General features: G+C 64.2%; 15 protein-coding genes. 10 read left to right on the top strand and 5 right to left on the bottom strand.

Going from position 1 to position 13093, the window contains the following annotated elements; genetic code table 11:
* Window positions 1–124: 124 nt before the first annotated feature.
* Entirely contained in the window at window positions 125–958 is an 834-nt protein-coding gene (locus JT720_RS06435; RefSeq protein ID WP_205480282.1) for an outer membrane protein, read from the bottom strand.
* 304 nt (window positions 959–1262) lie between these two features.
* Here JT720_RS06435 and JT720_RS06430 point away from each other — a divergent pair, with 304 nt between their 5' ends.
* Both JT720_RS06430 and JT720_RS06425 read left to right on the top strand, forming a co-directional pair.
* Window positions 1263–1871, top strand: coding sequence for a LuxR C-terminal-related transcriptional regulator (locus JT720_RS06430; RefSeq protein ID WP_205480280.1), 609 nt, complete (start codon window positions 1263–1265; stop codon window positions 1869–1871).
* Between the two features lie 238 nt (window positions 1872–2109).
* Window positions 2110–2643, top strand: a complete 534-nt coding sequence (locus JT720_RS06425; protein ID WP_205480278.1) for a fasciclin domain-containing protein — start codon at window positions 2110–2112, stop codon at window positions 2641–2643.
* A gap of 46 nt (window positions 2644–2689) precedes the next feature.
* Here the strand turns inward: JT720_RS06425 and JT720_RS06420 are convergent, their stop codons facing one another.
* The 3 genes from JT720_RS06420 to JT720_RS06410 are packed head-to-tail and all read right to left on the bottom strand — an operon-like array spanning window position 2690 to window position 5009.
* The gene (locus JT720_RS06420; RefSeq protein WP_205481356.1) at window positions 2690–3823 is read right to left on the bottom strand and encodes a CCA tRNA nucleotidyltransferase; all 1134 of its coding nucleotides are present in this window, start codon (window positions 3821–3823) and stop codon (window positions 2690–2692) included.
* A gap of 38 nt (window positions 3824–3861) precedes the next feature.
* Window positions 3862–4449, bottom strand: coding sequence for a CoA pyrophosphatase (locus JT720_RS06415; RefSeq protein WP_205480276.1), 588 nt, complete (start codon window positions 4447–4449; stop codon window positions 3862–3864).
* Window positions 4446–5009 (bottom strand): DUF1285 domain-containing protein, encoded by a 564-nt coding sequence (locus tag JT720_RS06410; protein WP_205480275.1) that lies wholly within the window; start codon window positions 5007–5009, stop codon window positions 4446–4448. Before JT720_RS06410 ends, JT720_RS06415 begins: the two co-directional genes overlap by 4 nt.
* 50 nt (window positions 5010–5059) lie before the next feature.
* Between JT720_RS06410 and JT720_RS06405 the strand changes: the two genes are divergently transcribed.
* The 7 genes from JT720_RS06405 (at window position 5060) to JT720_RS06375 (ending at window position 9926) form a co-directional block, all read left to right on the top strand.
* On the top strand, window positions 5060–5785 hold the full coding sequence (locus JT720_RS06405) for an SDR family oxidoreductase (RefSeq protein WP_205480273.1): 726 nt from the start codon (window positions 5060–5062) through the stop codon (window positions 5783–5785).
* On the top strand, window positions 5782–6210 hold the full coding sequence (locus JT720_RS06400) for a dihydroneopterin aldolase (RefSeq protein ID WP_205480272.1): 429 nt from the start codon (window positions 5782–5784) through the stop codon (window positions 6208–6210). Before JT720_RS06405 ends, JT720_RS06400 begins: the two co-directional genes overlap by 4 nt.
* Window positions 6211–6400: 190 nt before the next feature.
* Window positions 6401–7081, top strand: coding sequence for an energy transducer TonB (locus JT720_RS06395; RefSeq protein WP_205480271.1), 681 nt, complete (start codon window positions 6401–6403; stop codon window positions 7079–7081).
* Window positions 7082–7126: 45 nt separating this feature from the next.
* Complete coding sequence (locus JT720_RS06390; protein ID WP_205480270.1) at window positions 7127–7981, top strand: MotA/TolQ/ExbB proton channel family protein; 855 nt, start codon at window positions 7127–7129, stop codon at window positions 7979–7981.
* 75 nt (window positions 7982–8056) lie between these two features.
* Window positions 8057–8545 carry an ExbD/TolR family protein gene (locus tag JT720_RS06385; RefSeq protein ID WP_205480269.1) on the top strand — a complete coding sequence of 163 codons (489 nt, stop codon included), beginning with the start codon at window positions 8057–8059 and terminating at the stop codon, window positions 8543–8545.
* Window positions 8546–8568: 23 nt separating this feature from the next.
* Complete coding sequence (locus JT720_RS06380; RefSeq protein ID WP_205481355.1) at window positions 8569–8994, top strand: ExbD/TolR family protein; 426 nt, start codon at window positions 8569–8571, stop codon at window positions 8992–8994.
* Window positions 8995–9356: 362 nt separating this feature from the next.
* A complete protein-coding gene (locus tag JT720_RS06375) occupies window positions 9357–9926 on the top strand; it encodes a hypothetical protein (protein ID WP_205480268.1) in 570 nt (189 codons plus the stop codon).
* Between the two features lie 10 nt (window positions 9927–9936).
* On the opposite strand, the gene JT720_RS06370 is transcribed toward JT720_RS06375, so the two are convergent.
* Window positions 9937–11724 carry an ABC transporter transmembrane domain-containing protein gene (locus tag JT720_RS06370; protein WP_205480267.1) on the bottom strand — a complete coding sequence of 596 codons (1788 nt, stop codon included), beginning with the start codon at window positions 11722–11724 and terminating at the stop codon, window positions 9937–9939.
* Window positions 11725–11844: 120 nt separating this feature from the next.
* On the opposite strand from JT720_RS06370, the gene JT720_RS06365 reads away from it, so the two are divergent.
* Window positions 11845–13065, top strand: a complete 1221-nt coding sequence (locus JT720_RS06365; RefSeq protein ID WP_205480265.1) for a polyhydroxyalkanoate depolymerase — start codon at window positions 11845–11847, stop codon at window positions 13063–13065.
* The last annotated feature ends 28 nt before the right edge of the window (window positions 13066–13093 follow it).

The following is a 13093-nucleotide window of genomic DNA, read 5'->3' as shown; positions in this document are numbered from 1 at the left end:
CTTCGCGCGGGACCGTCGCAGTCGATCCATCCAACAAGAGAAAACGGGGCAGAGCACATGGCTCTACCCCGAATTCTTGCTTTACTCTGCTCGGCGCTGGTTCAACCCGCGCCGAGCAGTCCGCTTAGCCGCGCTCTGGAGCAGGCGGCGGCGGTGGCGGCGGTGGCGGCGGAACCGGGCACACGTCGGTCGCCAGAATCACCGAGCCGTCCGGGCACGTCTGCGTCGCCGGAGGCGGCGGAGGCGGCGGCGGCGGAGGCGGCGGGGGAGGAGGCGGCGGCGGCGGTGGCGCGAAGTTGAAGATCAGGCTCGCCAGCAGGGAATGCGACCGGAACTTGGCGTCGAGATCCGCGGTGTCCAGATCAAGATCGCTCAGGTCGATGCTGTCGTTGATCTTCGCGTTGAAGAAACGATACTTCAGGCCGAAGTCGACATTGTCGCTCAGTGCACGCCGAACACCGGCAATGGCCTGGTATGCAAAGCCTGTGTCGCTGACGCGGCCGATCGCGCCGTCCGAATTCAGCCGGATGCGAGTCCGCGCAATACCTGCGCCGCCGCCGACGTAGGCATTCCAACCATCGTCATCGCCGAAGTCCAGGAGCAGGTTGCCCATGAGCGACAGGACACTAGTCCGGCCGTCGGCGTCGATGACTTCGTCGAAGGGAGGAGCAAGCGCATAATCGTCATGGCTTGCGCGCTTCCAGCCGAGTTCGGCCTCAGCCCGGACCGGACCAAAGTCGTATCCGGCGATCGCATCGATATCGAGGCCCATCTTGTGGTTGATGATGACCAGGTCATTCACCGACCCAAGAGTGGGGTCCGAGAATTCGGCGTCGTGGTCCTGATCCTCGACGAGCATCAGGCCGCCTTCGATGCCGACGTACCCGGACTTGTCCCGGGCAGCGGCAGGTGTCGCAATGGCAGCAGCGGCAACTGCGGCCAGGAGATACTTGCGCATGCTTTCCCCTTTTCAATCTATGGATGGCGCAAGGAACTTGTAGAACATGAGGGAAGTTGCCGTCCAGCGGCCCCGTAACGAACCGTTCAGAATCCAAGTTGCGAGAAAGTCACACCTTAGTCGGCTCGCTCGAATGAATTATTCCAATAAATCAATAACCTGGCAATCGATCTACACCGTAGACGAAGGAGCAAGTGGCGGAAAACCGCCAAGAACAGCTCGCGGATTGCGTCTGGAAGTGGCACCGGGTTGCTGACTCGCGCGATGGCGCCGGAGCCGTTATGATCAGGGACGAGGCAACGCAGTGCAGGCATCTGGCGTCGAAGAGTTGATCGAGAGCATCTGGCGAAGTCCCATCGCCAGTGTAGTCAGCAATCCGCGTCGACCAGATAATCCGATCGAGGTTGCGAACCACGCGTTCTGCGAACTGACCGGCTACTCCGAGCGCGAGATTGTCGGTCGCAACTGTCGATTTCTCGCCGGAAGCGCCACCGAGCCCTGGCTCACCGAACGAATTCGCCAGGGTATCGCGGGACGCACGCCCGTGCTGGTGGATATCTTGAATTACCGAAAGGATGGCTCGCCGTTCCGGAATGCGGTGCTCGTGACGCCGATCTTCGGAGAGGAAGGGGAACTGACCTGGTTCCTTGGATCCCAGGTGGAGCTCACGGGCGAATCCCAATCGCTTTTCGCGGGTCGCCGGGAACGTGCCGTCGAGCTGGTAAAGTCCCTGCCGCCCCGCCAGCGGCAGGTTCTCGAGCTCATCGCTGCGGGCCTGCTCAACAAGCAGATTGCCTGGAAACTCGGCATCAGCGAGAAAACGGTGAAGATGCATCGCGCCTTGCTGATGGAGCGTCTTCACCTGCCGACATCCGCGGACCTCATCCGCCTGGCGGTGGAAGCGGGCATGTAGTCCTGCGACTAGGACCTTCAGCCGTATGGTCCATCGCTAAAGACTATGAGACACAGTGACATGGCTCGCCTCCCGCAAGCACGAGCCAGGCGCCGGCCGAGCGTTCCCCTATCCTCGGCCGGCGCTTTGCGTGCCTGCTGCCCGCGTCAACCGTACCGGCCATAGCCCATATCGCTGAGCTGCGGCTCGCTTCCCACCTCCGGTCCGTTGCCTCACGCAACTCAGGAAAGGAAACGACATGTCACGCCTGCGATTCTTCTCTCTTGCCGCCGCCGTCGGGCTCCTCGCTGCCACTCAGCCTGCCGTCGCGCACGACCACAAGGGCAAGGGAACGATCGTGTCCGCGGCAGCCTCGTCGCCAGACCACAAGACGTTGGTGCAGGCCGTCAATGCCGCGGGACTGACCAGCACACTTGCGGGGAAGGGGCCCTTCACGGTCTTTGCGCCGACCGATGCGGCTTTTGCGAAGCTTCCTGCCGGTACTGTTCAGACCCTGCTCGAACCGGCCAATCGCGACCAGCTGCGGACCGTGCTGACCTACCATGTCGTCTCGGGCAAGGTGAAGGCAGCGGACCTGGTGGGCCAGATCAACGCAGGCGGCGGACAGGCGAGCCTGACCACGGTCGAAGGCAGTCCGCTCACGGCGATCCTGAAGGAGGGCAAGGTCGTCATCCGTGACGAGAAGGGTGGCGAAGCGACGGTGACCACGGCCGACCTCGAGACCGGCAATGGCGTGGTCCACGTGACCGACGCCGTATCCATTCCGGGCTGATCTGCCCGGCGGAGGTCGCCGGCACACTCCCGAATGCCGGCGACCTTCAGGCCTCGGCCGCCAACACCTCACTGACGATCGCGTCGAACTCAGGACCTTGGGGAAACCCACGCTCCACCCATTGGTGCTCGATGATCTTCAAGGTCTTCGCCACGGCGGGTCCGGGCGCCAGCCCTTTGTGGATCAACACTCCGCCGCCAATGGGGAGCCGAGGTGGGTCCCAGTGTGCGACCGAAGCCGCTTGTTCCGCTAAACCAGCGAGCAGGAGTCGGTCGATCGCGCTCTCCGTGCCGATCCGGTAGCTTAGCGCCCGCGGATTGAGATCGAGCTCGGCCTGAACTGCGCTCGCGAGCCGCTTTCGGTCACGGTTGGACAACTTGAGACGTGCGGCGATCTTTTCCGCCAGCGCAGGATCGCAAGGGATCAGGCTGGCCAGCCGCCGCAATCCGTCGGGCACGATACCAGATTGTTGCTCTGCCTGGACCAGGCGCTCGAGGCGGGGGAGGGCGGACTGCTCGATCTCGGGCAGGACGGACGCAAGGACGCCATGCTCGACCATGATGCTCACGGTTGCCGCCGGGTCCGGGTGGGCAAGCAGCTTGAGCAACTCGTCGGCAATCCGTTCGCGTGAGAGGGCCATCAGATCGTTCGCGCGCAGGACGCAGGCTCGAAGTCCGGCCTCGTCGGGTTGCCCCTTTCCGAAGCGAGCGTGGAAGCGGAAGAAGCGCAGGATCCGAAGGTGATCCTCGGCGATGCGGGTCAGGGGATCGCCGATGAACCGCACCCGATGGTCCCGCAAGTCGGCCAGCCCATCGAAATAGTCGAACAGCTCACCGGTTTGCGGGTCCGCGAACAGGGCATTGATGGTGAAGTCCCGTCGCGCCGCATCCTGCTGCCAGTCGTCCGTGAAGGCCACCGTGGCTCGCCGTCCGTCGGTGGTGACGTCCGAACGCAAGGTCGTGATCTCCACCACCTGGCCATCGCTGATGGCCGTGACGGTGCCATGCGTGATCCCCGTCGGCACGACCTTGATCCCGACAGCGCCAAGGGCTCGCATGACCTCGTAGGGGCTGAGCGGAGTGGCGACGTCCAGGTCCTTGGCCTCAAGCCCGAGCAGCGAGTCCCTGACGGCGCCGCCCACGAACCGCGCCTGGCCGGGGCCGAGGGCCTGCAGCAGCATCGGAATGCCGGGGCGAGAGCCCAACTCCTCGAGACGTTTCAGCTCCAACGGCCGAGCCTTCGGGTCAGGTTCACCAGCATGGCTGCGGTTGCGCCCCAGATGTGGCGGCCTTCCCAATCGATTTGATAGTAGGTCCGCATTCGTCCGCGATATTCCATTTCGACCGCGCGCTGATTGGCGGGGTCGAGCAGAAAGGCAAGCGGCGCCTCGAACCAGTCGGCAACCTCCGCTTCGTGCGGCGCAAGCGGCAGATCGGGCGGAATGGTGGCTAGCACTGGGGTCACCACATAGCCCGTGATCGTCCGATAGGAATCCGCGGTTCCCCAGACCGTGGCTGCAAACGGAGGCAGCCCGATCTCTTCCTCCGCCTCACGCAGGGCGGCTGCGGCGATATCCGCATCGGTCGGGTCGATCCGCCCTCCGGGGAATGCCACCTGACCGGCGTGGGTCCGAAGGTGCTCCCTTCGGACGGTGAGCAGAACGCCAGGCTCGTCGCGATCCGTCACTGCGATCAGCACCGCAGCCGGTTTGGCGTCAATCGTATCACCTTCGATCAGGTCGCCTGGGAGGAGGGTCGCGGGCGCCGGGCGGACTAGCGCAGCGCGCAGCTCTTCAACCAGCGTCATGCTGTCAGCATGAAGAATGCGCCATCGCTCCAGATCCCCGGTGGCTCAGAACCGTCCGCAAGAGCGAGTTCTGCCAGCTCGTAGTAGACGGACCGGGTGAGCGAGGCCTCCAGGCCGCCACGCACCGCGACCAGCGGTATGGGCCCCGCACTGTCCTTGACGACCCGAAGCGGGTGCGACGGACCAATGATCACCGCATCCCCGGTGTTGAGTTCGAACGCGATCCGCCGCTCCCGGCCGTCGCCCTCGCTCTTCAACGCAGTTGCAACGAACGGCGCGAGATCGACATCGATCGATAGCTTCTCGGCCGGGGTCACGAGCACGTGGCTACCATCAGGCTCCCGGCGCAGAACCGTCGAGAACAGGCGCACCATCGCCGGCCGCCGGATCGGCTCTCCCTCGTGAAACCAGCTGCCGTCTCTCGCGATCCGCATCCCGCTGTGGCCACAGTGCGTGGGATTCCACTGCTCCACCGGCGGCAGGCGGCGCTCGGCGAGGGCCTGCGCGATCTCGGCAAGGCTCATGGACGCGGTGGGGAGGGGTGGCTGGCTCTCGGGCATCGATCCCCTCTGTCATTGCGCGTGGTCCGTGCGCAAGGCAGTTATGGGCGATGCAGAAACGTGTGGCGATCGTGACCGGGGCCGGCAAGCGTGTCGGACGGACCCTGGCGCAAGGACTGGCGGAGGCAGGATGGCAGGTGGTCGCGCACGTCCATCATGCCCCCGACGATGTTCCGTCCGGATCCATCAAGGTCGCGGCGGATCTGCTGGAGCCCGATTGCGCGGAGCGGATCCTGGCGGCCTGTCCCGAGCAGCCCCTCCTGCTCGTGAACAATGCCGCCCGATTCGCTCACGACAAAGTCGGCGCCTTCTCGAGCCGGGAGTTCGACCTCCACATGGGCGTGAACGTCCGCGCCCCCGCGCTTCTCAGCGAGCGCTTCGCCTTGGCGGGCGGAACCGGAGATCGGCTGATCGTCAACATCCTCGATGCAAAGCTGCGGGCGCAGAACCCGGACTTCCTGAGCTACACCCTCTCCAAGGCGGCTCTGGCCTGCCTCACCGAACTGACCGCCCGGGCATATGCAAGCCAAGGCATCCGCGTGAACGGCGTGGCGCCCGCATTGATGCTGCCTTCGGGCGAGCAGACCGCGGAGAACTTTGCGGCGGCTCACGCGCACAACCCGCTCGGTCGCGGGGTGGATCCGGCCCAGGTTCTCGCGGCTGTCCGCTTTCTGCTGGACTCCCCGACAATTACCGGCGAGGTGCTGACCATCGATGGTGGGCAGCGCTTTCTCGCGCTCGCCCGAGATGTTCAATTTCTGGACCTTCCCCGATGAGCGATATCTTGCCTTTTACGCCCCGCCTCGAGGGGCTCGTGCCCGCGTCTCTCCGCGTCCAGTCGTTCAAGATCCACCTCGACTCCCTTGAGGTCATGACGGACATCGGCTTCCACCACTTCGAGATCGGGACTCCACAGCGGCTGCTCGTCAGCGTGGAGGTCTGGCTGGACCCCGCTCAGGTTCCGTCAGCCGACAGCGAGGCGCATGCCTGGAACTACGATCACCTGAAGCTGGAAATCGAGCGAATCGCGTCGGCCAAACGGTTCAACCTCCAGGAAACCCTCGCTGCGGAGGTGTACGACTGGATTGCTGCCCGGTCCGGGGTTCGCGCGCTCAAGGTCGCCACATGCAAGCCCGACATCTATCCGGGCGCACAAGGCGTGGGTGTCGAATTATCGTCATTTTCGGAGTATAACCGCTAGTCTGGCGGTTCCATCGCTTGCAGGTCTGGAACAAACTCGTTGCGCCGCCATTGAGGCCACATTAAGGAAGCGCGCCGGCCTGCCGATGATATGTTGATACGTCGGCCCGCCCCGATGGTCTTGCGGCTTTCAGTGAAGCTGCGGTTCCGGGTGGGTGGTGGAAGGTCCACCTGAGGAGAATTGCGGCAGGATGTCTTACGCCAATCGCAGGCAAATGAGCTCCAACAGGACGGTGGCGATCGTGATCGTCGCACTCCTGCACGCGTTGCTTGGCTACGCGTTGATTACCGGGCTCGCCTACAATGTCATCAAGAAGGCCGCGGAAGACCTGAAGACGTTCGACGTCGAGGACGAACCGCCGCCCCCGCCGGAGGAGCCGCCGCCCCCGCCGGAAGAGGTCCCGCAGACGGAGCCGCCGCCCGTGGCACCGCCGCCCCTAGTCCGCACCAACGTCGCGCCGCCACCGCCCATTCAGTCGGTCGATAATGCGCCGCCGCGTGTGGTAAACCCGATCCCGGCTCCGCCCGCGATCGCGCCGCCGCCGCCGCCGGCACCGCCGGCTCCACGGGTCCAGCAGGCCGCCAGAGCTCGCGGCGACGTGCGGACCTTGTTCAGCGCGGACGATTACCCGAGCGCTGCGCAGCGCGACGGTGCCGAAGGGACGGCTCAGGCATCGCTGACAATCGGTCCCGATGGACGGGTCACTGGCTGCAGCATCACCCGGTCGACGGGCAACTCTTCTCTCGACCAGGCGACATGCAATATCCTTCGTCGTCGCGCCCGGTTCACGCCGGCGAAGGACCAGAACGGTCAACCGATCACGGACTCCTATTCCACGCCGCCGATCCGTTGGCAGCTCGTGGACGAATAAGCACCAAACCCGGATACCCAGCTTCTAACTAGGAAAGTCGAGACTATGGCAGCTCCCGCAGCAAACGGCGGAAACCCGTATGGCCTGATGCAGGCATTGAATGAAGGCGGCCTCATTTCCTGGGCAACCTTCATCATCCTCGTCGCCATGTCGGTCTTCTCGTTCTACATCCTGTTCACCAAGCTTTTTGAACAGCAGAAGATCATCAGCCAGGGCCGCAAGGTCCGTTCCAGCTTCTGGAACTCCGCCAACCTCAAGGAAGCGGCGTCCAAGCTCGACCAGAAGAGCGCCTACCGCGCGATCGTGGACGACGCGCTCGTCGCCCAGGACCAGCACGGAAAGCTGACCAACCCGATCGACCAGCACGACTGGATGGCCAACAGCCTCGCCCGCTCGCAGGGTTCGATCGGCGCCCGTCTCGGCGAAGGCCTGGCCTTCCTCGCGACCGTGGGTTCGACGGCACCGTTCATCGGTCTGTTCGGCACCGTGGTCGGCATCTACCGCGCCCTCATCAAGATCGGCGCTGCCGGCCAGGCCTCCATCGGCACCGTTGCCGGTCCGGTCGGTGAAGCGCTGATCATGACCGCTCTCGGTCTCGTCGTGGCCGTTCCGGCCGTGCTCGCCTACAACTGGCTGATCCGCCGCAACAAGTCGATCATGGAGGACCTCGCGGCCTTCACGAACGACCTGCACGGCTACATCATGTCGGAAGGCCGCGTGAAGCCGTCGATGGCCGCTGCCGGCGCTGCCGCTGCGGGTTCGTCTTCGGTCGCTCGCGGTTCGCAGACCCGTTCGGGTTCGGCTCCGACCCCGGCCGGTTCCGCGCCGCTGCAGGCTGGCGACACCCGTACGGGACAGCAGGCCTCGGGCACCGGCACGACTACGGTCGACCGCCGCTAAGCATCGCCAAGAACCGGGTCGGCGGTTCGCCGCCGACCCGCCTCGGACAAGCAACCAAGAGAAAGCCGTAATTCCATGGCAATGAGCGTAGGCAAGGAAGAGGGCGAAGACGTCCCGATGTCGGACATCAACACCACGCCGCTCGTCGACGTGATGCTGGTTCTGCTCATCATCTTCCTGATCGCCATTCCGGTGGTGGTCGAAACGGTGCCGATCACGCTTCCGAAGGTCGCGTACGAGCCGACCGAGACCAAGCCGGAGAACGTCTCGCTGACGGTTCGCGGTGGTCCGGGCGGTGCTTGCGAGGTCTACTGGGGCATGACCCCGGTCAATTCGGAAGAACTGCTGGACCGGGCGGTCAAGAAGCTGGAAGACCAGATCGCCGCCGTCGGTGGCGCCGAGAACATCACCGAAGAAAACATGCCCGAGGCCCACATCCGCGGTGATATCAACACGCCGTACAAGTGCGTCGGCGGGGCAGTGTTCACCATGCAGCGCGCCGGCTTTGCCCGTGTGGGCTTCATCTCCGAACCGCCGCCCGGCCTGGCTGCCGAGCGTCTGTAAGCGAAGGATACGTCGCCATGGCGATGCAGACCACGAGTAACAATACCGAAGGCGAGCCGATGATGGAGATCAATACGACTCCACTCATCGACGTGATGCTGGTGCTGATCATCATGCTGATCATCACCATCCCCATCCAGACGCACGCCGTGAAGCTGGACCTGCCGGTCAACGACAACAGCAGCAACCCGCCGCCGATTGATCCCGTGAAGAACAAGATCGTCGTCACGCAGGCCGGCCAGGTGCTCTGGAACGGCAACCCGGTGGATCTGGTCCAGCTTCGACAGTTCCTGGACATCACCCAGCAGCTGAACCCCGTCCCCGAACTGCACCTGCAGCCGGAGCCGGACGCTCGCTATGAACTGGTCGATCAAGTCCTGGTCGTCACCAAACAGGCCAACGTTTCCAAAATGGGTTTCGTCGGCAACGAAGCATACGCCAAGTTCTGATCTTTCGGGCCACCATCCCGAAGACCTTGGGGCGGCTCTTCACGGAGCCGCCCCTTTTTTTCTTAACCCGATTGTATCTGTCTCCTGCCTAAGCTCGCTTGATGTTGCAGGGTTGCGTGCGGTCGAGGATTGCCAGGCTTCGCTCCGAAGCGGAGAGGCTCGCGGGCCGCACCTCCGACTTTGCCCAACGCGCGATCGTCTATCATCATCTGACTCGTCATAGCGGAGGCAACCACCTCTTTCCGTTGCTAGCGGCCCATGGAGCGCTGTGGGGTGCCGGCTACTTCAGGAGAGGTCTCCAGGCCGGGCGTATTCTCCAGTGGCGCTTTCTAGGTTCAAGGCGACACAAGGCACGCTCGGCGTTGAACGCCTTTGCCGAGGCGTTCCGGGATATCAACCGGCGAGTCTGCTTCGAGACATACTTCTCCTACATGCTGACAGCGGACCCGACCTTGCGTCTGACCGCCGGCGAGCACCTGCCCGAGCGGCTGCTGGAGGCCCTTCTCCGCTGCCATTCCGCACGCAGGCACGGGCAAATCCTGACCAGCCGTGAGCGCCGCGAGTTGTTCGGTGCCTTCTTCGAGTGGGAACAGGAAGCTGTTGTGCAGCCCGCCGTTGCCGCGGCCTTCGCTGCCTTGAACTGGCCCGAAATCGCCTGGGCTGCGCGGCGCCCGGCCATTCGTTTCAGCTATCTGCCGGTCATGGAGCCGTTACTCTTCGCGAACTTCGGATGCCCGCAGGAGCGGCTCGCGAAGGGCTACGAAGCCTTCGATCAGGGACAGCGGCGGGGCTGGAGCGAAGTAGAGCATGACCTACTGCGTTACGAGGGATTGCCGCGGTCCTTTCGTCCAGACTGCAGCGCGCACTTCCAGAACCTGCGCCGCGCCGCGCTGATCTGGATCGACGGCCAGGAGCTGCTGCTGAGCGCTTGAGCCGCGCGGCTCAGGCCGCTGCGCTCTCGAACTGCAGGCGGGCCAGACGCGCGTACAGGCCGCCACGCGCGCTCAGGCTGGCGTGGGTGCCTTCCTCGACGATGCGGCCGTCTTCCATCACCACGATCCGATGCGCTGCCCGGACGGTTGCAAGCCGGTGAGCGATGACTACGGTGGTGCGCGTCTTCATCAGCCGCTCCAGTGCCTCCTGCACCTGGGCTTCGCTTTCGGCATCCAGCGCGCTGGTGGCTTCGTCGAGCAGAAGCAGCGGGGCATCCCGCAGCAAGGCGCGGGCAATGGCGATGCGCTGCCGCTGACCGCCGGACAGCCGCGCTCCGCCTTCACCAAGATAGGTGTTATACCCATCGGGAAGCGCGACGAGGAAATCGTGAGCATTGGCCGCGCGCGCAGCGTCCTCGATCTCTTCCCGGCTCGCGTCCCAACGCCCGTAGCGCAAATTGTCGAAGGCGGACGCCGCAAAGATGACGGTTTCCTGAGGGACCAACGCGAACCGGCCGCGCACCACGGCCGGATCCGCATCCCGGACGTCCACGCCGTCCACGAGTACCCGACCGCCCTGCGGATCGTAGAAGCGAAGAGCGAGCTGGAAGAGCGTCGACTTGCCGGCGCCGGACGGGCCGACCACCGCCACCGTCTCCCCCGGCTGAACGGCAAGACTGAGATCGTGAAGCGCCTTGTCTTCGGGACGGGTGGGGTAGCGGAACTCGACACGCTCGAAGGTCAAGGAACCCAGGGCGGGATCCGGAAGCAGCACGGGGCTTGCGGGCGCTCGAATTTCGGCCTTGGCGGCCATTAGCTCAGAGATGCGGCCAGCAGCGCCCGACGCCCTCAAGAGATCGCCGTACGTCTCGCTCAGTGCTCCGAATGCGCCCCCGACCAAAACCCCGGTGAACACAAACGCCGCAATCTCGCCCCCTGTCATACGCCCGGCGGCTACGTCGATCGCGCCTTCCCAGATGACCAACACGATCGCCCCGAAAAACAGGGCGATCAGGACGACGGTCATGATGGCGCGCAGCCGAAGGCGCTTGCGGGCGGTCTTGAATGCATTCTCGACCGTGCCTGCGAAGCGCTGCTCTTCCCGGTGCTCCTGGCCGAAGGCCTGGACGATCTTCATCGCGCCGAGAACCTCGCTGACGTTGGTGCCGACGTCGGCGATCCGGTCCTGGCTGTCCCGGCTGAGCGTGCGGACCTTGCGGCCGAACAGCACGATCGGTCCGAAAAGGAACGGAATGGCCACCAGCAGCATGCCGGCCAGCTTGGGGGACAAAGCGAACAGGTAGACAATCCCGCCGACGCCTGTGACCAGGTTGCGCAAGGCGAAGGAGAAGGTTGAACCGACGGTCTGCTCAAGGATGGCCGTGTCAGCCGTCAGCCGAGATGCGATTTCGGACGGGCGGTTCTCCTCGAAGAAGCGAGGCGGCAGGGTCAGCAGATTACGCTGCACTTGACGGCGGATGTCGGCCACTGTCCGCTCGCCGAGCCACGACACGAAGTAGAAGCGGAAGCCGGTAGCGATGGCCAGGACGGCCACGATCATCAGCAGATAGTGGAAGGCCTGCGTGACCGCCGCACTGCTGATCGCGTCGCCGCCGAAGCCACGGTCGATGACCTGCTTGAAGCCGTAAGGGATTGCCAGTGTTGCCGCCGAGGACATGGCGAGGAAAAACAAGGCCCCCGCGATCCGTGCCGGGTAGCGGCTGGCCGCACGGAAGACGAGCTTCAGGTTGCCAATGCTGCGGCTTTCACGCTCGGTCTTTTCAGGGGCAGTAGCCATGGGCGGCGGTTAGCAGGGGAGAAGGGGCAACGCCAACCGCAAGCACCGCATTGTTCGCTTGCCAGCGGACCTTTTCGGCCGCACACCTGTTCTCTGGGGGAAGGCTTTTCACGAGGTTCGATGCTTTACGACGCCTATGAGGTGCAGCGCTCGTGGTTGGCGGGCGCGAGCCAGCTTGCCAACCTCTCCTCGAGCTGGATGAACAGTCCCGCCAATCCGCTCAGCTACAGCTCCGCTGGTCCCATCGTGGCCGCAAGTCTGGACGTGTTCGCGCATGCCGCGGCGCCGCGAGGCAAGCCGAACTTCGACCTGTTCGATACCAGCATCGACGGGCGCCTTGTGCCAGTCCACGAGGACATCGTGCTCCGAAAGCCCTTCGGACAACTGAAGCGGTTCGTGCGCGAGGGCGCGCCCGTGGACCAGCCGAAGCTGCTGATCGTCGCCCCGATGTCGGGTCATTATGCGACGCTGCTGCGCGGAACGGTGGAACGGATGCTGCCGGGTCACGACGTCTACATCACGGATTGGCGGGACGCGAAGATGGTGCCGCTGTCGGAAGGCGCGTTCGACCTCGACACCTACATCGATTATCTGATCGAGTTCCTGGAAGCGATCGGGCCTGGAGCGCACATGCTGGCGGTCTGCCAACCGTCGGTTCCCGCCTATGCGGCAGTTGCGTTGATGAACGCGGATCAGCATGCCTGCCGGCCGAGATCGCTGACCCTGATGGGGGGTCCGATCGATACGCGCGAAGCGCCCACCGCGGTCAACACGCTGGCGACCCAGCGCCCCCATGCCTGGTTCCAGCGGAATGTCATCGCGACCGTGCCGATGCTCTATCCGGGCAGCGGGCGGAAGGTTTATCCGGGCTTCCTGCAGCTCGCGGGATTTATGACGATGAATCTCGGCAGCCACCTCGTCAGCCACTGGGAGATGTTCAAGCATCTGGTGGTTGGCGACGACGAGAGCGCAGACGCCACTCGCGAGTTCTACGACGAATATCGCTCGGTCTGCGACATGACCGCGGAGTTCTACCTGCAGACAGTGGACGTGGTCTTCCAACGACACCTTCTGCCCAAGGGTGAGTTCATGCACCGCGGCCGTCGGGTGGACCCGGGTGCGATCACCGACACGGCCCTGTTGGCCATCGAGGGCGAGCGCGACGACATCTCCGGCGTTGGCCAGACCAAGGCTGCCCTCAAGCTCGCGACCAAACTAGGCGAGGCGAAGAAGCAGTATTTGCTCGCGAAGGATGTCGGTCACTACGGCATCTTCAATGGACGTAAGTGGCGTGAGCGGATCGCACCCGTGGTCGAGAAGTTCATCGCGAGCCACAGCTAAGCCCTTGAATCCAAGCGGCTAGGTCCCA

Source organism: Sphingomonas arenae, from assembly GCF_016924655.1.
Taxonomy (GTDB): Bacteria; Pseudomonadota; Alphaproteobacteria; order Sphingomonadales; family Sphingomonadaceae; genus Sphingomicrobium; species Sphingomicrobium arenae.
The sequence above is the reverse complement of the archived record's forward strand: the minus strand, read 5'-3'. Positions and strand labels throughout refer to the sequence as shown.